The sequence below is a fragment of the Alloyangia pacifica genome, from assembly GCF_900116195.1.
Lineage (GTDB): Bacteria > Pseudomonadota > Alphaproteobacteria > Rhodobacterales > Rhodobacteraceae > Salipiger > Salipiger pacificus.
Map to the genome: position 1 here is coordinate 230,442 of NZ_FOZW01000010.1, position 21,705 is coordinate 252,146.

Below are 21,705 nucleotides of genomic sequence, written 5' to 3' on the forward strand. Positions count from 1 at the left end.
CCCGCCACCTTGTAAAACGGGTCACCCACATGACACGCTCCTTCCTTCCCGGCATCCTTGCCATGGCCGCCACCGTGCTGGCCTCGAATATCCTCGTGCAGATCCTCTTCGGCCAATGGCTGACCTGGGGTGCCTTCACCTATCCGATCGCCTTTCTCGTCACCGATCTGATGAACCGCCTTTACGGCGTGCACGCGGCGCGCAAGGTGGTGCTGGCCGGCTTCGTGACCGGGGTGATTTGCTCGCTGATCGGCACGCAGGTGATGCTGCAGGGCGACGGCTATACCTACCCCGCCGTGACGCTGCGCGTCGCCATCGGCTCAGGGGCCGCCTTCCTCGCGGCGCAGCTGATGGACGTGACCATTTTCGACAAGCTCCGGGAGGGCGCCTGGTGGCGCGCGCCGCTGGCCTCGACGCTGGTCGGCAGTTCGCTCGACACGGCGATCTTCTTCACCGTGGCCTTCGCGGGCTCGCTGAGCTTCCTCGAGCCGGGCAACGACGTGTCCTGGGCCAACGAGGCACTGCCGCTTCTGGGCGCGGGACCGGTGGTGCCGCTCTGGGTCTCGCTGGGGCTCGCCGACTGGATGGTGAAGCTGTCGCTGGCGATCCTTGCCCTCGTGCCCTTCCGGATGATCGTTTCGAAGGCACTTTCGAGTCGTTCCCTCGCGTGAGCTGTTAAAAATGCTTTGCGGAGTCCACATTCCGTGGCACGCTGAACTTGCGTTTTTCAAACAGCTGAAAGGAGGTGATCCAGTGTCTAGAGTCACATTGGAGAAAGGTGTCGGAACAGTTCGGAGGGCAGTGCGCTAGGGCAACCCCTGGCGTGAAGGAACCCGAATTGGCGCGACCTAACCGGCCCGCCTCCTTGACGTCTCGAATGGGTCACCCCACAGGCAGGGTGACCCATTTCCCTTTCAGAAACGGCCCGCGCCCCCTCCGGCGCGGGCCGTTTGGCATTCGTACTGTCTCTTCGTACTGATACGCAGCGCCGCTGCATGCGCGCGATGTGGCAAGCGGCTTGCGCCGCCCCCGCACCGCGCTAATGTCCGCCCCATGCTGCGCATCACCGACACCATAAGCATCGAGGACTGGGAGCTCACCGAGCAGTTCATCCGCTCCTCCGGCCCCGGCGGACAGAACGTCAACAAGGTCTCGACTGCCGTAGAGCTGCGCTTCGAGGCCGACCGCTCGCCGAACCTGCCCGGCCCGGTCAAGGCGCGGCTGAAGCGCCTTGCCGGGCGGCGCTGGACCAAGGACGGCGCGCTGATCCTGCAGGTCGAAGACACCCGCAGCCAGGCCCGCAACCGCGAGATCGCCCGCGAGCGCCTTGCCGAACTGATCCGCAAGGCGCTGGAAAAACCCCGCCGCCGCATCCCCACAAAGCCGACGCTCGGCTCGAAGAACCGCCGGATCAAGGCCAAGAAGGAACGCGGCGAGGTCAAGGCCATGCGCGGCAAGATCGATCCCGACTGAGCAGCCGCCGCGGAAGGCCAAGGGCCCGGGGAACGGTCCCTGCGGCCAAGCGCCCCGCGGCCTGTCGGCCTGGCGGCACGAACTCGCGCACATCCCCGGCCGCGTGACCAGCGCCGAGACCCGACAAGAGGGGGCTCTGCCCCCGCCGCGCTGCGCGCGCCTCCCCCGGGATATTTGCACCATGTGGAAGCGAGGGACGGCACCTCTCCCCGGGGGTCACCCCGACTTCTTCTCTTTCCAAATACGCAAACCCGCCGCCCACCAGGGCGAACCACGCGTCGGAAGGGGCGCGGGGCCTTGTTCACCGAATCTTAGTGTGAGAGTCTGCGTTGTAGAGCAGTCACACATAATCAGGCCCCAGCCCATGCCACGCGACACCGCGCCCGCCGAGGCGCTGCTGAAGGATATTTTCGGCTATGACGCCTTCCGCCCGGGACAGGGCGAGATCGTCGGGGCCGTGGCGGCGGGGCACAACGTTCTGGCGATCATGCCCACCGGGGGTGGTAAGTCGCTCTGCTATCAGCTGCCGGCGCTGCTGCGCGGCGGGCTGACGGTGGTGATCTCGCCGCTGATCGCGCTGATGCGTGACCAGGTGCGCGGGTTGCGCGAGGCTGGCGTGGCCGCCGGCGCGCTGACCTCGGGCAACACCCAGGAAGAGACCGATGCCGTCTGGCAGGGGCTCGAGGACGGCTCGCTGCGGCTGCTCTACCTCGCGCCGGAACGGCTGGCCTCCACCGGCACGCAGCGGATGCTGGCGCAGGCCGGGGTCGGGCTGATCGCGGTCGACGAGGCGCATTGCGTCAGCCAGTGGGGGCATGATTTCCGCCCCGACTACCTGCGGATCGGCGAGCTCCGGCGCGCGCTGAACGTGCCCATCGCCGCCTTCACCGCCACCGCCGACCAGGAAACCCAGGCCGAGATCGTCACGCGCCTGTTCGACGGACAGCAGCCCGAGACCTTCCTGCGCGGCTTCGACCGGCCCAACATCCATCTCGCCTTCGCGCCCAAGGACAGCCCCCGCGCGCAGATCCTGCGCTTCGCCGCCGCCCGTCGGGGCCGCTCGGGCATCGTCTACTGCGGCACCCGCGCCAAGACCGAAGCGCTGTCGAAGGCGCTCGGCGATGAGGGGCACCCCACCTGCTTCTACCACGGCGGCATGGAGGCCGAGGCCCGGCGCGCCGTCGAGGAACGCTTCGCCACCGAAGACGGGCTGATCGTCTGCGCCACGGTCGCCTTCGGCATGGGGGTCGACAAGCCCGACATCCGCTGGGTCGCCCATGCCGACCTGCCGAAGAGCATCGAGGCCTATTACCAGGAGATCGGTCGCGCCGGGCGCGATGGTGCGCCTGCCGAGACGCTGACACTCTATGGCGCCGACGACATCCGCCTGCGACGCGCGCAGATCGACGAGGGCATGGCGCCACCCGAGCGCCGCGCCGCCGACCACGGTCGGCTCAACGCGCTTCTGGGGCTGGCCGAGGCGCTGGGATGCCGCCGCCGGACCCTGCTCGGCTATTTTGGCGAGGCGGCGGAGCCCTGCGGCAACTGCGATCTCTGCGACAGCCCGCCGGAGGTCTTTGACGGCACCGAGGCAGTGCGTAAGGCCCTCTCGGCGGCGTTGCGGACCGGAGAGAATTTCGGCGCCGGCCACCTGATCGACATCCTTCTGGGCAATGAGACCGACAAGGTACGCCAGCGCGGCCACGACGGGCTGCCGACCTTCGGCGTCGGCAAGGACCTGAAGAAAGGCCAATGGCAGGTGGTGTTCCGGCAGATGATGGGGCGAGACCTCGTGCGCCCAGATCCCGAGCGCCACGGCGCGCTGGTGATGACCGAGGCCGCGCGCCCGATCCTGCGCGGAGAGGAAAGTATCGAGCTGCGCCGCGACGTGATCGACAAGGCCGCCGAGCGCCGCCCGCAGGTCAAGACGCTGGTGTCGGAAGAGGACGCGCCGCTGATGTCGGCGCTGAAGGCCAAGCGCCGCGCGCTGGCCGAGGCGGCCTCGCTGCCCGCCTACATGATCTTCCCCGACCGCACGCTGATCGAGATGGCCGAGCGCCGCCCCGAGACGCTGGACCAGATGGGCGCGATCAGCGGCGTCGGTGCCAAGAAGCTGGAGCGCTACGGTGCCGAGTTCCTCTCGGTGATCACCGGCGGTGCGCCGGAAGAGACGCACCCGCTGCGCATGCGCGCCGCGGCGCGCGGCACAGGCGATCTCTACGACCGGCTGATGAGCGCCCAGGCCGAGCTGATCCGCGGCGAGGACGGAACCGAGAAGCCGCTCTCCTGCTCCGCCTCGCTGCTCGCCAAGATCGCCGGGCTACGCGATCCCGCGCCCGAGGATCTGGAGCGGATTCTCGGGGAGCGACGTTTTGACCGCTTCGGTCCGGCCTTTATGGACCTTCTCGCTGAAGCTGGTTAGAACCATTCCAAGTTCTGGATCTGTTCAAGGAGTGACCGCGTATGCTCGTGGTGATTTCGCCCGCGAAGAAACTGGATTGGGCGCCCCGTGATACCGAGATGACGACGCCGGATTTCGGCGAGGATGCGCTGCGCCTGGTCGAGACTGCGCGCGGCCTGACGCCGGGTGACCTGAAGAAGCTCATGCACCTGTCGGACAGTCTCGCAAATCTCAACCACGAGCGCTTCCGCGACTATGCAGAAGAGCCCGAGATCGAAGCGCTGCGGCCCGCGGCCCTGGCATTCGCCGGCGACACCTACCAGGGGCTCGACGCCAGCTCGCTCGACCCCGAGGAGATGGACTACGCGCAGGACCACCTGCGGATCCTGTCGGGCCTCTACGGCGTGCTGCGCCCGCGCGATGCGATCCAGCCCTACCGGCTGGAGATGGGCTCGCGGCTGAAGACCGAGCGCGGCAAATCGCTCTACGACTATTGGGGCGATCAGCTGTCGCAGGCGCTGAACGCGCAGGGCGAGACCACCGGCGCCGAGGTTCTGGTGAACTGCGCCAGCCAGGAGTATTTCGGTGCCGTCGCCCCCAAGGCACTGAAACTGCGGGTGATCACGCCGCAGTTCCTCGAGGACAAGGACGGCGCGCCCAAGGTTGTCAGCTTCTACGCCAAGCGCGCCCGCGGCGCGATGGCGCGCTTCATCGTCACCCGCCGGATCACCGACCCCGAGGCGCTGCGCGACTTCGATCTCGGCGGCTACGCCTATGACGAGGAACGCTCGACCGAGGATCAGCCGGTCTTCGTCCGGCCCTACTCCAACGCCGCCTGATCGGCCCGCGCAACGGGCGCGTCCGCAGGGGCACGCTCCGGTGCGCCCCAGAGCTCGATCAGCCGCGCGAGCTCTGCCTTTCGAAGGGGCTTGGTGAGGTAGTCATCAAGCCCCGCCGCGAGCAGCGCCTCGCGGTCGCCGCTCATGGCGTGGGCGGTCACCGCGATGATCGGCACGCGCGGCCCCTCGCCCTCGATCTCGCGAATGCGCTGCGTCGCCTCCTTGCCGTCCATTCCCGGCATCGAGATGTCCATGAACACCAGGTCCGGACGCCGTGCCTCGAAAGCGCCGACCGCCTCGGCCCCGTCGCAGGCGAAACGCAGCGCCAGGTCGCGTCCCAGCGCCTCGGCCATCTTGCGAAACACCAGCTGGTTGGTGCGGTTGTCCTCGGCCAGCAGCACGTCGAGCGGCGGCAGCGCCGGCGCCTGATCCTGCGCCGCGGTCTCCCGCGCCCCGCCCTCGCCGCCCAGCGGCAACCTAAGGCGCAGCCCGAAGACCGCGCCCTCGCCAAGTTCGGAGCAGACCCAGATCTCGCCGCCCATCATCTCCACCAGCCGCCGGCTGATGGCGAGGCCGAGCCCCGTCCCCTCGAAGGCGCGGTTGCGGGCGTCGTCGACCTGGTTGAATTCGCCGAAGATGTGCTCGAGCTTGTCCGGCGCGATGCCGATACCGGTGTCTTCAACGGCGATTTCCAGCCGTGCGGAGGGGCCCTCGACCTCGGCCGTGACGCGGATCCTCACGTGGCCCTCGGCGGTGAACTTCACCGCGTTGCCCGCGAGGTTGGTGAGGATCTGGCGGATCCGCCCGGCATCGCCGATGAAATCCCTTGGCAGCTCCGGTGCGTAGTCCACCAGAAGCGCCACGCCCTTTTCCTGCGCCGCGGGCTGCAGCAACCGCGCCACCTCGTCGATCGCCCGGCCGAGATCGAAGGGCTCGGCGGCGATGACCAGCCGCCCCGCCTCGATCTTCGAGTAATCGAGGATGTCGTTGATGATCAGCAGCAGCGCCTCGCCCGAGCTGCGGATGGTCTCGGCATAGACCCTCTGCTCCTCGCCGAGCGGGCCGTCCATCAGCAGCTCGGCCATGCCCACCACCCCGTTCATCGGCGTGCGGATCTCGTGGCTCATGTTCGCGAGGAAGGTCGACTTGGCATGGCTGGCGATCTCTGCCCGCTGCCGCGCCTCCTCCAGCTCCTGCTCGATGCGCTTGGCCTCGGAGATGTCGATGCGCAGGCCGACGCGGCCGCCATCCGACAGCGGTCTCTCGTAGACCCGCAGCCAGCGCCCGTCGCCGAGCTGCTGCTCGAGCGCGCGCTCGGCGCCCCGGTGCGCCGCCAACCGATCCTCGAGCCAGGCCTCCTCGCGTCCCTCGGCTTCGAGGTACTGCCCCTGCTCGAGCCCGTAGCGCAGGATGTCCTCGAAGCTGGCGCCGGGAAAGATCGCCGGGGCGCTGGCGGCGTAGATCTCGCGGTAGGTCTCGTTGCACATGAGCAGCCGGTCCTCGGCATCGTAGAGCACGAAGCCGTCAGGCAGTTCCTCCAGCGCCGACCACATGCGCATCAGCTCGGTGATGTCGAAGCTGAGCGTGACCACCCCGCCGTCCGGCAGGTGCCGGTCCTGCAGCTGCAGGAACTGGCCGGTATAGATGCGGATGGTCTCGGTGGGGATCGGGTCGGCCTCCCAGCGGGCGGCCATCCGCGCGCGCCAGGCGTCGCCGCGCTCGCCCTGAAGGTCGACGATTCCCTCCTCGACCATCATGTCGAGCACATGGGCATAGCCCGCACCCGGGCGGATCGTGTCGAGCCCGTCGAAGAGCTGCAGCCAGGACGGGTTCGCGAGCTCCATCCGGCGCTCGGCGTTGAAGGTGGCCAGACCGTCGCGCATGCAGGCCAGCGCGGTCCAGAGCTGCCCCTCGACCAGCTCGATCTTCTGATGTGCCGCGCCGAGCTGGGTCTTCACCCGCAGATTCTCGTCCCGGACGATGGCCACCTCGGCCCGGGTCTCGGTGATCTCGTGGCTGAGTTGGCGCGCATGGCTGCCGAGCTTGCGGTTCGCGGCAAAAAGCTCCGCCTGCTTCAGCTCCAGCAGGCGTTCCGCCGCGAGGCGCGCGCGCCGTTCCTCGGCCAGCCGTGCCGCGACATCCATGCCTTAAGCCTCATCCTCCAAGATGCTCCGGAAGTTACCCCAAAAGACGCTCCAAGCCCGTTGCGCCCCCAGCAGGATGGCCGCCACAAGGTGAAGATCGCCTTAAGAAAACTGATGCAAAACGCGCGCTTGCCTTTACGCATGGGCAGGGGCACCATGGTACAGCCGATTTTGGGAGGAGTTGGATATGCCCCTTTTCGGACCCGGACATACCCGAAGCGACACATCCAGGCGCGACACATCCAGGCGCGGCACCCGCGCATGAGCGAGACGCTTGCCACGATCCACTGGCGCGCGCTCGACCGCGACGGCGAGGACAAGTGCCGGCTCGCCCGGCACGAGGATGGCTACATGCTGGTCGGCCACGCGCGTTTTCGCGATGGCACCGGCTGGGCGGCGCTGGATTACGTGGTGCGCTGCGGGCCGGACTGGCTTACCCGCAGCGCCGACGTCACCGGCACCGCCGGCGGCGAGGAGGTGCGCGCCCGGCTGACGCGCGAGAACGGAGCGTGGCTGCTGAACGGCACGAAACGGCCCGAACTTGCCGCGTGCACCGATATCGATTTCGCCTTCACCCCGGCCACCAACCTGATGCCGCTGCGCCGCCTGCCCGAGGTCGGTCGGTTGAGCGTCTGCGCCGCCTGGCTGCGGCTGCCCGGACCACGGCTCGACCCGCTCAACCAGAGCTATACCCGCGAACGCGGCGGGCTGATCGGCTACGAGGCCGCCCAGACCGGCCATATCGCGCAGATCAGCGTGGACCCGCAGGGGTTTCCCACGCTCTATCCCGGGCTCTGGCAACGGGTCGAGCTCTGAGAACGCCCTGCTCCGGAACCGGCCCCGATGCAGCGCACTGCGGCGATCACACACGGGCCGTCGACACCTGACTGCAAAATCTCCCTGCAAAGGTCCTTGGCCCGCGGCCGCAGGTCGGATTAGCTCTGGAGGCCGTGGTTACAGACAGGTGCCCTCATGATCTCCTCAACGCTCGACCTGATCGGGAAGACGCCGCTCATCGCCCTGACCCGGGTGCATGACGGGCCCGGGCGGATCGTCGCCAAGGCCGAGTTCCTGCAGCCCGGCGGCAGCGTCAAGGATCGCGCGGCGCGGGCGATCCTGCTGGCGGCGCGCGCCGATGGCCGGCTGACCCCGGGCATGCCGGTGGTCGAGATGACCAGCGGCAACATGGGGGCCGGGCTGGCCGTGGTCTGCGCCGCGCTCGGACATCCCTTCATCGCGACCATGTCCGCCGGCAACAGCCCGGCGCGCGCCAAGATGATGGAAGGCCTCGGCGCAAGGGTCGTTCTGGTGCCGCAGGTGGATGGCAGCGAGGGGCAGGTGACCGGCGCCGACGTGGCCGCCGCCGCGGCAGAGGCTGCCCGCATCGCCCGCGACGAGCGCGGCTTCTACGTGGACCAGTTCAACGCCGTCGAGGGCATCGGCGCGCATGAAGCCACCGGCGCGGAGATCCTTGCGCAGCATGGCGGCCCGGTGGATGGCTGGGTCGCGGCGGTGGGCACGGGCTGCACCTTCATGGGCGTCGCCCGAGCGCTGAAGGCCGCCAGCCCGGCCACGCTCTGCGCCGCCGTCGAGCCGCAGGGCAGTGAACCGCTGGCCGGCAAGCCGGTGTCAAAGCCGCGGCACATCCTGCAGGGCACCGGCTACGGGCTGGTGCCGCCGCATTGGGATCCGGCGCTGATGGACCTCGGCCTGAGCGTGAGCGACGCCGAGGTCGCCGACTGGCAGCGCCGTCTCGCCACGATGGAAGGTCTCTACGTCGGCTATTCCGCCGCGGCCAACGTCTGCGCCGCGGCAAAGCTGCTGGCCTCGGGACGGCTGGCTGCGGAGGCCACCGTCGCCACGGTGCTCTGCGACACCGGCCTCAAGTACTGATCCGGGCGAAAGCTCGAGATCCCGCTCGCCCCTTCTTCTCTTTCCAAATACGCCGGGGAGCGCGAGGGGCGGCGCCCCTCGCCTTTTCCCAAAGCCGCGCCTACGGCGCGAGGGGCAGCGCCCCTCGCTCTTTTCCAGATGCCGCGTCTGCGGCAGGCGCAGCGCCGCGGGCGCCTTGCTCAGATCCGCTCGATGGCCAGCGCGATGCCCTGCCCGCCGCCGATGCACATGGTGATCAGCGCCTTGCGGCCACCGGTGCGCTCCAGCTCGTAGAGCGCCTTGACCGCGAGGATCGCACCTGTGGCGCCAATCGGGTGGCCGAGCGCGATGGCGCCGCCGTTCGGGTTGACCTTCGCCGGCTCCAGCCCCAGCCCCTTGTTCACCGCCAGCGCCTGCGCGGCAAAGGCCTCGTTGCTCTCGATCACGTCGAAATCGGCAAGCGACAGGCCGGTGCGCACCAGCAGGTTCTCCACCGCCGGGACCGGGCCGATGCCCATGACCTCGGGGCGCACCCCGGCGTGGGCGTAGCCCAGCACGCGGGCGCGCGGCGTCAGCCCCGAGGCCGTTGCGGCCTCGCCGCGCGCCAGCACCAGCGCCGCCGCGCCGTCGTTCAGCCCCGAGGCGTTGCCCGCGGTGACCGAGCCTTCGCGGTCGAAGGCCGGGCGCAGACCCGCCAGCTTGTCGAGCGAGGTCGCCTTGGGGTGCTCGTCGGTGTCGAAGACCACCGTGTCGCGCCGCGAGGCGATCTCCACCGGCACGATCTGCTCCTTGAAGAAGCCCGCCTCGATGGCCTTGGCGGCACGCTGCTGGCTCTCCAGCGCGAAGGCGTCCTGCGCCTCGCGGCTGATGTCGTGCTCCTTGGCGACGTTTTCCGCGGTGATCCCCATGTGGCCGGTGCCGAAGGGGCAGCTCAGCGCGCCCAGCATCATGTCGACGGTGCGGATGTCGCCCATCTTCTGACCCCAGCGCTGGTCGGGGATGATGTAGGGCGCGCGGCTCATGCTTTCGGCCCCGCCGACCAGCGCGAAGTTCGCATCGCCCAGCATCAGCGCCTGCACGCCCGACACGATGGCCTGCGCGCCCGACCCGCAGAGCCGGTTGACGTTCATCGCCGGGGTGGTGTCGGGAATGCCCGCCTGCATCGCGGCGACGCGGGAAAGATACATGTCGCGCGGCTCGGTGTTCAGCACGTGGCCGAATACGACCTGACCGATCTGCCCGCCCTCGACGCCGGCGCGCTCCAATGCCGCCTTGGCCGCCACGGTGCCGAGCTCGATCGGCGGCACGGACTTCAGCGCGCCGCCGAAGGTGCCGATGGCGGTGCGTGCGCCGCCGAGGATGACGATTTCTTCAGAAGGATCGAAGGACATTACGGCTCTCCCTTTCCGCTGCGTCTGGCTTTCGCGCGGACCATGCCGCAGCGCGGCAGGAGAGTCAGCCGGGACGTTCCGTCACCTCTTTGCCCGGCTGCGGCTCCGGACCATCCGCGCCGCCGCCCAGCATCCGCACCTCGCGCTGCGGGAAGGGGATCGAGATGCCGTTCTCCTTGAAGGCGTCCCAAAGCGCGAGGAACACATTGCCCCGGATGTTGGTCAGCCCCTGCGACGGGTCGATGATCCAGAACCGCAGGATGTAGTCCACCGAGCTGTCGCCGAAGCCGGTGATGTGGCACACCGGGGGCTTGCTGCTCAGCACCCGCTTCACGCTCTGCGCGGCATCTATGGCCACCTTGCGCACCAGATGCGGATCGTCGCCGTAGGCGGTGCCGAAATGGATGTCGACGCGCACCAGCTCGTTGGAATGCGACCAGTTGACCACCTGCCCGGTGATCATGTCCTCGTTGGGAATGAGGTATTCCTTGCCGTCGCGGGTGGTGATCGACACGTAGCGCGCGCCCAGCGCGTTGATCCAGCCGAAGGTCTCACCGATGGAGATCACGTCGCCCGGCTTGATCGACTTGTCGAGCAGGATGATGATCCCCGACACCAGGTTTGACACCACTTTCTGCAAACCGAAGCCGAGGCCCACGCCAATGGCCCCCGAGAGCACGGCCAGTCCCGTGAGGTCCACCCCCGCCAGCTTCAGCGCCATGAAAAAGGCCGCACCGTAGAGCGCCACCTGCAGGAACTTCACCGCCAGAACCTGCATCGAGGGGCTGATACCCTCGTTGCGCCGGATGCTCGCCGCCCCCGCCGTGGTCAGGAAGCGCGCCAGCGCCACCAGGGCGATGAGGATGACCACCGCCTGCAGGATCAGCCACAGCGAGAGCTTGGACTCGCCGAAGCTGACGGCCGCGCTTTCCATCAACGCCTGCGCCTCGTCGGTCAGCCCGAGGATCCAGATGGTGACGTAGCCCCAGGCGCCGTAGCGCACCAGCGAGCGCAGCGCCGGGTTGCCGATCAGCCGGGTGATCAGCGCGATCACCAGCCAGGCGCTCGACAGCTGCGCAATGATTTCCAAAAGGTAGGTGCGCGATGGCCAGGTGATCTGGTGCATGAAACCGATCACGTGCCAGATCAGCGTGACGAAGATGATCATCCGCAGCCGCCGGTGCAGCACAATGAAGATGCGCATGCGCCACTTCGGCCAGCCCTCGCGGGTGCGCATCCAGTCGTGCAGCTTGGGTCCCAGCCAGGCCCGCAGCAGATGCGCCACGGCGAAAAGGCCCAAGGCGATCCCCAGCTGGTAGAACATCCAGGGCCGCAGCACGATGGCAAGGAAGGTGTCGACCTGGCCCAGAAGGGTCAGCCCGGTCTGTTGCAGCGCCTCGAAGGGCGTCGGGTCGGTGGCCGGCAGATCGGTTTCTGGGTTCATGCGTTCGCGGGTCTCCTCGCCGCGACAGCGTGGCACCCCTGTGTTTTTCGCTCAAGGCTTTGTGTGTCAAAGCCTTGTGTGCCCAGCGCTCGGATCAGCGCTTCGGCAGGTTCAGGCTGACCTCCTGCGCCTCGGCCTGCGGCAGGCTCATCACCAGCCCCCAGAGCAGCGTGGCGATCAGGATCAGGTGCATGGCGTTCATCAAGGACATGACGTCTCCTCCAATGCGGTAACAAAACTACGCGCAGCCACGCGGAAAGTTCCGATCGTTGCAGCGGAGCGCGCGATGGGTTGATCGGGGCGCGCCAAAGGAGTATCCCCGCCGCATGACTCGGCTTCTTGACCTCGGCGACCGCGTGCGTCTGCGCGAACGGTTCCACGGCGCGAACTTCACGGTTCTGGCGCGCCTATAAGGCTGTCTTTAGCCCGCCCCGGCGCGGGGGCCTTCGACCTGCGCCAAGCCCAAGCCAAATTCCCAAGACATATATCCCGAGAGGACCCCCATGTCCGGCAAGACGCTCTACGACAAGATCTGGGATGCCCACGTCGTCCAGCAGGACGAAGACGGCACCTGCCTTCTCTACATCGACCGCCACCTCGTGCACGAGGTGACCTCGCCGCAGGCTTTCGAAGGTCTGCGCATGACCGGCCGCAAGGTCCGCGCGCCGCAGCGCACCATCGCCGTGCCCGACCACAACGTGCCGACGACCCTCGACCGTGAAAACGGCATCGAGAACGAAGAGAGCCGCATCCAGGTCGAGGCGCTCGACAAGAACGCCCGCGACTTCGGCGTGAACTACTACCCGGTCAGCGACGTCCGCCAGGGCATCGTGCACATCGTCGGCCCCGAACAGGGCTGGACGCTTCCGGGCATGACCGTGGTCTGCGGCGATTCGCACACCGCCACCCACGGCGCCTTCGGCGCGCTGGCGCATGGCATCGGCACCTCCGAGGTCGAGCACGTGCTCGCCACCCAGACGCTGATCCAGTCCAAGTCGAAGAACATGAAGGTCGAGATCACCGGCCAGCTGCGCCCGGGCGTCACCGCCAAGGACATCACGCTCTCGGTCATCGGTCACACCGGCACCGGCGGCGGCACCGGCTATGTCATCGAGTATTGCGGCGAAGCGATCCGCTCGCTGTCGATGGAAGGCCGGATGACCGTCTGCAACATGGCCATCGAAGGCGGCGCCCGCGCCGGCCTGATCGCGCCTGACGAGACCACCTTCGAATATGTGAAGGGCCGCCCGCATGCGCCGAAGGGCGCACAGTTCGAGGCCGCGCTCGCTTGGTGGAAGACGCTCTATTCCGATGACGACGCGCATTGGGACAAGGTCGTCACCATCAAGGGCGAGGACATCGCCCCGGTCGTCACCTGGGGCACCTCGCCCGAGGACGTGCTGGCGATCACCGATGTGGTACCCGCGCCCGAGAGCTTCACCGGCGGCAAGGTCGAGGCAGCCAAGCGCGCGCTCACCTACATGGGTCTCGAGGCCGGCCAGAAGCTGACCGACATCAAGATCGACACGGTGTTCATCGGCTCCTGTACCAACGGCCGGATCGAGGACCTTCGCGCCGCGGCCGAGATCCTCAAGGGCAAGAAGATCAAGGACGGCATGCGCGCGATGGTCGTGCCCGGCTCCGGCCTCGTCCGCGCCCAGGCCGAAGAAGAAGGCCTTGCGCAGATCTTCATCGACGCGGGCTTCGAGTGGCGGCTTGCCGGCTGCTCCATGTGCCTGGCGATGAACCCCGACCAGCTCGCCCCGGGCGAGCGCTGCGCGGCCACCTCGAACCGCAACTTCGAGGGCCGTCAGGGCAAGGGCGGGCGCACCCACCTCATGTCCCCGGCTATGGCGGCAGCGGCGGCGGTCACCGGCCACCTCACCGACGTGCGCGACCTCATGGCCGCGCCGGCCGAGGCGTAAGCGATCCCGGGGTCCCCGCGCGGGACCCCTTCCCCAATTCCGGCGGCTCCGGCCGGGCAGCTGTGCCGATGCACCCGATGTGCAGCGGTTGTGCCCCCGGGGTCCGCCCCATCCCCAAGGAGGGACAGATGGAAAAATTCGAGAAGCTGACCGGGATCGCGGCGCCCATGCCGCTGGTGAACATCGACACCGACATGATCATCCCCAAGCAGTTCCTGAAGACGATCAAGCGCTCCGGCCTCGGCGTGCATGCCTTCGACGAGATGCGCTACCTCGACGATGGCTCGGAAAACCCCGAGTTCGTGCTGAACCAGCCCGCCTACCGCGAGGCTTCGGTGATTGTCGCCGGGGACAACTTCGGCTGCGGCTCGTCGCGCGAACACGCCCCCTGGGCGCTCGCCGACTTCGGCATCAAGGTGGTGATCTCCACCTCCTTCGCTGACATCTTCTACAACAACTGCTTCAAGAACGGCATGCTGCCGATCGTCATGCCGCAAGAGGCGGTCGACGTGCTGATGAAGGACGCCGAAAAAGGCGCCAACGCCCGCATGACGGTGGATCTGGAAAACCAGGTGGTCACCACCTCGGACGGGGAAGAGTTCGGCTTCGAGATCGACCCCTTCCGCAAGCATTGCCTGATCGAGGGCCTCGACGATATCGGCCTGACCATGGAGAAGGCCGGCGCCATCGACACCTTCGAAAGCGCCGCCGCCCAGTCCCGCCCCTGGGTCTGAGCCGCCAGTTCCGCGAAGATCGAAGGGCTGTCCCCGCGGGGACAGCCCTTTTTCCATCTGCACGCCCTCTTCTGATGCCTTCTGATGCGACGCGCCGACCCGGCGCCCGGCCTGCCTCCGGCGGGAATATCTGGGTCTAGGCGAAGGAGGCGTCCCTGCCTTCGTCTAGATAACAATATCCCGGGGGAGACGCGCGCAGTACGGCGGGGGCAGCGCCCCCCTCCCTTTTGACCTGCGCGACTGTGTCGCGCGGGGGCAGCGCCCCCTTCTGCCCTCAACACGAGCGTGAGAGATCCATCTCCGGCACGTCGCCCCGCACGATGAGGTCTGCCGCGGTGGCGGCCCGCACCTCCGCCACGGTCACCCCCGGCGCGGTCTCGATCAGATGCAGCCCGTCGTCCTCGGGGCGGATCACCGCCATCTCGGTGACGATGAGATCGACCCGTCGTTCGGCGGTCAGCGGCAACGAGCATTCCGGCACGATTTTCGGCTGGCCGCCCTTGGCGCTGTGGATCATCGCCACGATCACCCGTTTTGCTCCGGTGACCAGATCCATCGCGCCACCCATGCCGGGCACGTAGACGCCGGGAATCATCCAGTTGGCGAGGTAGCCGCGCTGGTCCACCTGCAGACCGCCCAGCACCGTCAGGTCGAGGTGCCCGCCGCGGATCAACCCGAAGGAAAAGGCGCTGTCGATGGTCGAGGCCCCCGGCACCGCCGAGACGAAGCTGCCGCCGGCATCGGTGAGATGGCGGTCCGACATGCCCTCGGGCGGGCGCCGGCCCATGCCGACCACGCCGTTCTCGGCCTGGAAGAACACGCCCATGCCCTCATCGAGGTGGTCCGAGACCAGAGTCGGGATGCCGATGCCGAGGTTGACCAGCGTATGCGGCTTCACCTCGGCGGCGCAGCGGCGGGCAATGAGTTCCTTGGGGTCCATTTTCTCGGTCTCCGTCATGCCACCCTCCGGATCACGTGATTGACCAGCGCGCCCGGGGTCTTCACCGCGTCGGGCGGGATCATCCCCACCGGCACGATCTCCTCGGGCTCGGCAATCACCACCCGCCCGGCAAGCGCCATGATCGGATTGAAGTTCGTCGCGGTCAGCATGTAGGTCAGGTTGCCCACGTAATCGCAGCTGCGCGCCGCGATCAGCGCGAAATCGGCGCCGAGCGGCGGCTCCAGCAGGTAGGGCTTTCCCTCGACCTCGATCACCTGCTTGCCCTCGGCCACCTTGGTGCCGAGCCCGGTCGGCGTCAGCACGCCGCCAAGCCCCACACCCGCCGCCCGGATGCGTTCCACTAGCGTACCCTGCGGCACCAGCTCGACCTCGAGCGTGCCCTCCCGCATCTGCTCCTGCACATCGGGATTGAGCCCGATATGGCTGCCGATGAACTTGCGCAGGCAGCGCGCCGCGACCAGCGGGCCGACACCGCGGTCCGGGCGCGCCGCGTCGTTCACGATGACCGTCAGGTCTTTCTTGCCCGCGTCGGCTAGCGCCCGGACCATACGGTCCGGCGTGCCCACTCCCATGAAGCCCGAGAGCATCACGCTCGCCCCGTCGGGGATCAGTTCCACCGCTTCATCCACTGTCAGTGCCTGGTACATCACCGCTCCCTCCGGGTGTCGCCTCAGTGCCTTCAGACCACGGAAACTCTGCGTTCGACGTTGCGTCAGGTCAAATGTCTTGGAAATCCGGTGTAGGATGCTCAGGGACAGGAGGCGGTGCCTGCCGCATTTGCGCGCAACCGCCGGAAGTTGCGCTTCTGGCCCGCCGCAACCTGAGAATATGGCTGTGCGCTGGTGGGTCTCGTTGTCTCGCAACGCATTGAAGAGAAGGTGACCGCCCCTTGGATGGCCCGAAAGCCGGGCCTTTGCGCAACAATCTTCCCCTCGCCGAACCGGAGGCTGATGCAATTTCGCACCTTTTGCTCCATGAAACCGCCAGATTTGGCCGATCCCCTTCGGTCACGCTTGCCGTGCAGTCAAAAGGTAGGCAAAATTTGGGCAATAATGAGGCAATCCGTCAGCGCGACGGGGTCAGTGAACAACAAGGGCGCAAAACAGCGTCCGGCGGGTGGCAAGGGGGCAGCAAGCCCTCGGCCCGGCACGACCAAAAAGGGCAGAAGTGGTGATCACGCGCTTTCTCAAAGCCGGTCTTCGTGCCGTTGCGGTGGCTCTGCTCATCGCGATGCCTGCCGTGGTGCTGCCCGGCGGCTCCGACATGGCGCAGATCACGGCGCTGCTGGCGTTGGTCGCGGCGCTGCTGACCTTCGTCGAATACGTGGGCGACTACCCTTCGATCATCGAGTTCCGCGACGCTCCACCGTTCAACCGCCTGCGCTTTGTCGCGCTGTTCGCGACGGTGCTGTGCCTGACGCTGATCTGCCGGGGCGAGGTCGCCCCGACGCCGCTGTCGGGTGTCCTCGAGCGGATCGGCGCAACGGTCGGGCATTGGCTCGACTTTCCGTTCTCGCCGGTGCGGCTCATGGTGCTGCTCGCCACCGACGACATGAGCGCGCAGGATGTTGCCCGCATCCGAAGCCATGCGGGGATCGCCTACGGTGCGGCCCTGCTCAGCATGCTGGCTTTCGTGCTGGTGGTGCGGCTGCTGAACTGGCCGATCCGGCATGGTGCGTTCAACTTCTGGATCAACCTGCCGCTTTTCGATCCCACGGTCGGCAAGGACGTGCTGCTGCGTCTCAACCGCGACGGCAATATTAACGTTGCCTTAGGGTTTCTCCTGCCATTCCTGATCCCGGCGGTGATGAAGCTGGCGTCGCACACCATCGACCTCGTGTCGCTGGCCGAGCCGCAGACCCTGATCTGGACGATGAGCGTATGGGCCTTTCTTCCCGCGAGCCTGGTGATGCGCGGCGTGGCCCTGATGCGCATCGCCGCGCTGATCGAGGAAAAGCGCCGCCGCGCCTACGCGCGGGCGGAAGCCGAGGTGCAGACCATCTGACCCGCCTCGCGGCAGCCGCGGTTCTGGTTCTGCTCAGCGCCTTTCCAACCCCAGCCGAAGACATCACCCTCGCGACCTGGCACGTGGACCTCAGCCGAAAAGGGCCCGGTCTTCTGCTGCGCGATCTCGCCGAGGAGCGCGAGCCGCTTCCGGCAATTCTGGACGAACTTGCCGCGGTCGACGCCGACCTGCTGCTGCTCACCGACCTGGACTTCGATCATGACAGGGTCGCGCTTGCGGAACTGGCGGATCGTCTGGCGTCGCGCGGTGCGGCCTACCCGCATCTCTTTGCGCTGCGGCCCAACTCGGGACTGGCCAGCGGGGCCGACCTCGACGGCGACGGGCGACTCGGCGGGCCGCGCGATGCGCAGGGCTACGGCGAATTCACCGGCCAACACGGCATGGCGCTGCTGTCCCGCTACCCGCTGACTCTGTCCCGCGACCTCTCAGCGCTGCTGTGGCGCGACCTGCCGGACAGCCGGATGACGCCGAACGACCCTGCGGCGGATGTGCAACGGCTGTCCTCGACGGGGCATTGGATCGTGCGGGTCGAGACCGGAGCGGGACTGCTCTTGCTGCTCTGCTTTGCCGCAACGCCGCCTGTCTTCGACGGCCCAGAGGACCGCAACGGCCGCCGCAACGCCGACGAGATCGCGCTCTGGTCACGGCTTCTGGACGGTGCGCTCGGCCCGCCGCCCGCCTCACCTTACCTGTTGATCGGAAACGCCAATCTCGACCCGAAGCAGGGCGAGGGCCTGCACGGGCAGATGCAGGAGCTGCTCGCCGATCCGCGTTTTCAGGACCCGCTGCCCGGCCTGCCCACCGCGCATTGGGCCAGCACCGGGCCCATGCGGGTCAGCTACATCCTGCCCTCTGCCGGGCTGAAGGTCCAAGACGCCGCGGCCCGCACCGCGCACGAGGGCCAGGCCCACCGTCTGGTTTCAGTCACGCTGACGTTTCCCTGAAATTGCCAAACGCCCCTGATTTCTTGACCATTCCGCCCCTCTCGGCTAGGCGATTGCGCAACATTCCGAGGAGAAACTTTCCCATGAGCAACCCTTCGCTTCTCATCCTGCCCGGCGACGGCATCGGCCCCGAGGTGATGGCAGAGGTCCGCCGCGTCATCGACTGGTTCGGCGACAAGCGCGGCCTCAAGTTCGATGTCAGCGAAGACCTCGTGGGCGGCAGCGCCTATGACGCGCATGGCACGCCGCTGACCGACGAGACCATGGCCAAGGCGCAGGAGGTGGACGCCGTTCTGCTCGGTGCCGTGGGCGGCCCGAAATACGACGTGCTGGACTTCTCGGTGAAGCCCGAGCGCGGCCTGCTGCGCCTGCGCAAGGAGATGGACCTCTACGCCAACCTGCGCCCGGCGCAGTGCTTCGACGCGCTGGCCGACTTCTCGTCGCTGAAGAAGGACGTGGTGGCCGGCCTCGACATCGTCATCGTGCGCGAGCTGACCTCGGGCATCTACTTCGGTGAGCCGCGCGGCATCATCGAGGAAGGCAACGAGCGCGTCGGCATCAACACCCAGCGCTACACCGAGTCCGAGATCGACCGGGTGGCCCGCAGCGCGTTTGAACTGGCGATGCGCCGGGGCAAGAAGCTCTGCTCGATGGAAAAGGCCAACGTGATGGAGTCGGGCATCCTGTGGCGCGAAGTCGTCACCGAGGTGGGCAAGGAGTACCCCGAGGTCGAGCTGAGCCACATGTACGCCGACGCCGGTGCCATGCAGCTCTGCCGCTGGCCCAAGCAGTTCGACGTGATCGTCACCGACAACCTCTTTGGCGATCTGCTGTCGGATGCCGCCGCGATGCTCACCGGCTCGCTCGGCATGCTGCCCTCCGCCTCGCTCGGCGCGCCGATGGCCAACGGCCGTCCCAAGGCGCTCTACGAGCCGGTGCACGGCTCCGCGCCCGACATCGCCGGCCAGGGCAAGGCCAACCCCATCGCCTGCATCCTCAGCTTCGCCATGGCGCTGCGCTACAGCTTCGACAAGGGCGACGAGGCGACCCGCCTCGAACAGGCGATCGAGAATGTTCTCGCCAAGGGCTACCGCACCGCGGACCTGCTGGGCGAGGAAGGCAAGCAGCCGGTCTCGACCTCGGAAATGGGCACCGCGATCCTCGAGGCGCTCGACGAGAGCCTCTGAGCCGCACCATAGGCGAAAGCCAGCGGTGAATGATTGAGCGGGGCGGCCTTGGGCCGCCCTGTTTTCATTTTCCGCGCGGTCGTTCGTTGAATTCCCACCATTTGGCGCTAACCCTTGTTCCCGAGGCGGAACAGACGGACCAGCACCATGGGATCAAACGCAAAAGGCGCGCTAATCGCGCTGATTACCTTTGGCATCTACTCGACTCACGACGTGATCGTGAAGTTCCTGGGGGCCGATTACAGCCCGGTGCAGATCGTCTTCTTCTCGGTCCTGCTGAGCTTCCCGCTGGTCAGCCTCATGCTGATCCGCGACACCACCGCCGGCAACCTGCGGCCGATCCACCCATGGTGGACCGCGACACGCACCATCTCTGCGGTGATCACCGGACTCTGCGCCTTCTACGCCTTTTCGGTGCTGCCGCTGGCGCAGACCTACGCGATCATCTTCGCGCAGCCGCTGCTGATCACCGTGCTGGCGATTCCCATCCTCGGCGAGCAGGTACGGCTGCGGCGCTGGATGGCGGTTCTGGTCGGTCTTGTGGGGGTCATCGTCGTGCTGCGCCCGGGCGCCACCGAGCTGACGCTGGGCCATGCCGCGGCGCTGGTGGCGGCGGTCTTCGGCAGCCTGTCGTCCATCGTGGTGCGCAAGATCGGCCACGAGGAGCGCTCGGTGGTGCTGCTGCTCTACCCGATGATGGCCAACTTCGTGCTCATGGCCTGCGCCCTGCCCTTCGTCTATCGTCCGATGCCGATCGAGCACTTGGGCGGCGTCGGGCTGATGGCGATCCTCGCGCTGGCCGGCGGCGCGCTGCTGATCTCGGCCTATCGCGCCGGCGAGGCGGTGATCGTCGCCCCGATGCAGTACTCGCAACTGCTCTGGGCGGTGCTCTACGGGGCGATCTTCTTCGACGAGTATCCCGATTCGATCACCATGCTGGGGGCGGCGCTGATCATCGGCAGCGGCGTTTACATCGTGCTGCGCGAGGGCCGGGCGAAATCCTCCGAGAACACCCCGGTGCTGCGCACCCGAACCCGCATCGAGTTCGGTACCTCGCTGCGCATCGGGCCTTTGCTGCGCGCGATGAAAAGGCGTGAAAAAGGGATGAATAGGCCCTTGCCAAAGACCGGAGCCTAGGGTACTCCGCGCGGCACGGTCGGAGTGTAGCTCAGCCTGGTAGAGCACTGTCTTCGGGAGGCAGGGGCCGGAGGTTCGAATCCTCTCACTCCGACCAATGAAACAAGGCGTCCTTCGGGACGTCTTTTTCGTTTGGGACAGGGAGCGCAGGTTCAGTGAACCTTCGGATTGCATCTCAATGCGCCAGCTCGCCGATAGAGGCAGAATAGGAGCCCCTGTTAGCGCGGCGACCCAAGGCATCCCCATTCCGATTCGCACCCCTCCTAGGACTTCGAGGTGTCAGGCGGTGAAGGATCTGCAACTCCGGCTTTCGGCAACGCTTCGGGACAAAGAGTCCGGCGAAACTGCGTGCGTTGCTCGTAGGGCGACTAGTTGCGGTCCTACCACGGCGATGAAAGCCTCTAACTGCTTCCAAGGCCGCCACAGGTCCATCGTGACCCATTTCTAACCCCATTCCTACCGACTACGGAATGCAGTCAGATGCACGGCCAAAGTTGCCGAAACCCTCGATACAGGCAACGACCCAATCCAAGGTCACCTCGGCTCCGCGACGCCGTCTTTGCGCCTGTTCCAGGTCAACCGCGACCTGATACAGCTCCATCTCCATCTACGCATAGTTCAAGTCGCTCTGAACCACCGACAGTTCATCAAGCGTGAACCGGCTCCATTGAAGTGGTCCACGCGCCGCTTCGCATACTTCATACCAATACGAAGCGAGCGTCAGCACTGCTTGCTTGGAGGCGGCGGGACAGGGATTCGGAATGGGTGCGCCGGTGAAGCCTGTTACATAGGCTTCGGCGGCGTCGATCTTGAACGCTAGAAGCGCGACGTCCGGGTCGTGATCAAGGTTCAGCTGCGTCTTCAGCTCTTCAACAGAAACGGCACTCTGAGTGGCCCCGAGTTTCTTAGACGCCCTCATGTCTCAGTTTCTGCTGCTGCTCGAAGTCGACGGGCGACAGCATTCCGTTGCGCGCGTGCTTGCGCTTTGGATTGTAGAACATCTCGATGTAGTCAAACACGTCCCGCCGCGCGTCTTGGCGGGTCCGGTAGGTCCGGCGCCTGATCCTCTCGCGCTTGAGGAGGTTGAAGAAGCTCTCGGGCGAGACCTTGTCCGCCATTGGTCCCAGGACAATGGTCGAGCGCGTTGTCGTGGCAACTGCCGCATCGGCTCATGGAATGCTCGAGGTCGTGGGCTTTCAGGAGTGAGCGGGTGAGCGCCACAGGTCCG

18 protein-coding genes, 1 tRNA gene and 1 pseudogene are annotated in these 21,705 nt (G+C 67.0%); 13 read left to right on the top strand and 7 right to left on the bottom strand.

The features are described 5' to 3' along the window. Window positions 1–29 precede the first annotated feature (29 nt). The 4 genes from BM397_RS20495 (at window position 30) to yaaA (ending at window position 4,713) form a co-directional block, all read left to right on the top strand. Entirely contained in the window at window positions 30–671 is a 642-nt protein-coding gene (locus BM397_RS20495) for a queuosine precursor transporter (protein ID WP_092427540.1), read from the top strand. A gap of 382 nt (window positions 672–1,053) precedes the next feature. Then, window positions 1,054–1,473: an alternative ribosome rescue aminoacyl-tRNA hydrolase ArfB gene (gene arfB / locus BM397_RS20500; protein WP_092427538.1), complete on the top strand. Its 420-nt coding sequence runs from the start codon at window positions 1,054–1,056 to the stop codon at window positions 1,471–1,473. 364 nt (window positions 1,474–1,837) lie between these two features. Continuing rightward, the gene (recQ, locus tag BM397_RS20505) at window positions 1,838–3,895 is read left to right on the top strand and encodes a DNA helicase RecQ (RefSeq protein ID WP_092427536.1); all 2,058 of its coding nucleotides are present in this window, start codon (window positions 1,838–1,840) and stop codon (window positions 3,893–3,895) included. Between the two features lie 41 nt (window positions 3,896–3,936). After that, window positions 3,937–4,713, top strand: a complete 777-nt coding sequence (yaaA, locus tag BM397_RS20510) for a peroxide stress protein YaaA (RefSeq protein ID WP_092427534.1) — start codon at window positions 3,937–3,939, stop codon at window positions 4,711–4,713. On the opposite strand, the gene BM397_RS20515 is transcribed toward yaaA, so the two are convergent. Next, the gene (locus tag BM397_RS20515) at window positions 4,695–6,857 is read right to left on the bottom strand and encodes a hybrid sensor histidine kinase/response regulator (RefSeq protein WP_092427532.1); all 2,163 of its coding nucleotides are present in this window, start codon (window positions 6,855–6,857) and stop codon (window positions 4,695–4,697) included. The two genes, yaaA and BM397_RS20515, sit on opposite strands and share 19 nt — an antisense overlap. A gap of 261 nt (window positions 6,858–7,118) precedes the next feature. Between BM397_RS20515 and BM397_RS20520 the strand changes: the two genes are divergently transcribed. Further along, window positions 7,119–7,673 carry a putative glycolipid-binding domain-containing protein gene (locus BM397_RS20520; RefSeq protein WP_092427530.1) on the top strand — a complete coding sequence of 185 codons (555 nt, stop codon included), beginning with the start codon at window positions 7,119–7,121 and terminating at the stop codon, window positions 7,671–7,673. A gap of 156 nt (window positions 7,674–7,829) precedes the next feature. After that, window positions 7,830–8,750 carry a PLP-dependent cysteine synthase family protein gene (locus BM397_RS20525; protein ID WP_092427528.1) on the top strand — a complete coding sequence of 307 codons (921 nt, stop codon included), beginning with the start codon at window positions 7,830–7,832 and terminating at the stop codon, window positions 8,748–8,750. 179 nt (window positions 8,751–8,929) lie between these two features. Here BM397_RS20525 and BM397_RS20530 read toward each other — a convergent pair whose 3' ends face one another. After that, window positions 8,930–10,120, bottom strand: a complete 1,191-nt coding sequence (locus tag BM397_RS20530; RefSeq protein WP_092427526.1) for an acetyl-CoA C-acyltransferase family protein — start codon at window positions 10,118–10,120, stop codon at window positions 8,930–8,932. A gap of 64 nt (window positions 10,121–10,184) precedes the next feature. Then, complete coding sequence (locus tag BM397_RS20535) at window positions 10,185–11,564, bottom strand: mechanosensitive ion channel family protein (RefSeq protein ID WP_092427524.1); 1,380 nt, start codon at window positions 11,562–11,564, stop codon at window positions 10,185–10,187. 503 nt (window positions 11,565–12,067) lie between these two features. On the opposite strand from BM397_RS20535, the gene leuC reads away from it, so the two are divergent. Then, window positions 12,068–13,489, top strand: coding sequence for a 3-isopropylmalate dehydratase large subunit (gene leuC, locus BM397_RS20540; protein ID WP_092427522.1), 1,422 nt, complete (start codon window positions 12,068–12,070; stop codon window positions 13,487–13,489). 128 nt (window positions 13,490–13,617) lie between these two features. Continuing rightward, window positions 13,618–14,223 (top strand): 3-isopropylmalate dehydratase small subunit, encoded by a 606-nt coding sequence (gene leuD / locus BM397_RS20545; RefSeq protein WP_092427520.1) that lies wholly within the window; start codon window positions 13,618–13,620, stop codon window positions 14,221–14,223. A 274-nt stretch (window positions 14,224–14,497) separates the two neighbouring features. Here the strand turns inward: leuD and BM397_RS20550 are convergent, their stop codons facing one another. Next, the gene (locus tag BM397_RS20550) at window positions 14,498–15,181 is read right to left on the bottom strand and encodes a 3-oxoacid CoA-transferase subunit B (protein ID WP_281241965.1); all 684 of its coding nucleotides are present in this window, start codon (window positions 15,179–15,181) and stop codon (window positions 14,498–14,500) included. After that, the gene (locus BM397_RS20555) at window positions 15,178–15,831 is read right to left on the bottom strand and encodes a CoA transferase subunit A (protein WP_092427518.1); all 654 of its coding nucleotides are present in this window, start codon (window positions 15,829–15,831) and stop codon (window positions 15,178–15,180) included. The genes BM397_RS20550 and BM397_RS20555 overlap by 4 nt, the downstream gene beginning before the upstream one ends. A gap of 523 nt (window positions 15,832–16,354) precedes the next feature. On the opposite strand from BM397_RS20555, the gene BM397_RS20560 reads away from it, so the two are divergent. From BM397_RS20560 to BM397_RS20580, 5 genes are all read left to right on the top strand, one after another. Further along, the gene (locus tag BM397_RS20560) at window positions 16,355–17,188 is read left to right on the top strand and encodes a hypothetical protein (RefSeq protein WP_245696143.1); all 834 of its coding nucleotides are present in this window, start codon (window positions 16,355–16,357) and stop codon (window positions 17,186–17,188) included. An 83-nt stretch (window positions 17,189–17,271) separates the two neighbouring features. Then, on the top strand, window positions 17,272–18,153 hold the full coding sequence (locus BM397_RS20565; protein ID WP_218124902.1) for an endonuclease/exonuclease/phosphatase family protein: 882 nt from the start codon (window positions 17,272–17,274) through the stop codon (window positions 18,151–18,153). Between the two features lie 83 nt (window positions 18,154–18,236). Continuing rightward, window positions 18,237–19,340, top strand: a complete 1,104-nt coding sequence (leuB, locus tag BM397_RS20570) for a 3-isopropylmalate dehydrogenase (protein ID WP_092427516.1) — start codon at window positions 18,237–18,239, stop codon at window positions 19,338–19,340. A gap of 147 nt (window positions 19,341–19,487) precedes the next feature. Continuing rightward, a complete protein-coding gene (locus BM397_RS20575) occupies window positions 19,488–20,477 on the top strand; it encodes a DMT family transporter (RefSeq protein ID WP_092427514.1) in 990 nt (329 codons plus the stop codon). A 20-nt stretch (window positions 20,478–20,497) separates the two neighbouring features. Beyond that, a tRNA-Pro gene (locus BM397_RS20580) sits at window positions 20,498–20,574 on the top strand. A gap of 510 nt (window positions 20,575–21,084) precedes the next feature. Here BM397_RS20580 and BM397_RS20585 read toward each other — a convergent pair. Both BM397_RS20585 and BM397_RS20590 read right to left on the bottom strand, forming a co-directional pair. Then, on the bottom strand, window positions 21,085–21,396 hold the full coding sequence (locus BM397_RS20585; RefSeq protein WP_092427512.1) for a head-tail connector protein: 312 nt from the start codon (window positions 21,394–21,396) through the stop codon (window positions 21,085–21,087). Beyond that, window positions 21,383–21,705 (bottom strand): annotated as a pseudogene (locus tag BM397_RS20590) (IS3 family transposase); the annotation flags it as partial. The pseudogene BM397_RS20590 and the gene BM397_RS20585, both read right to left, overlap by 14 nt.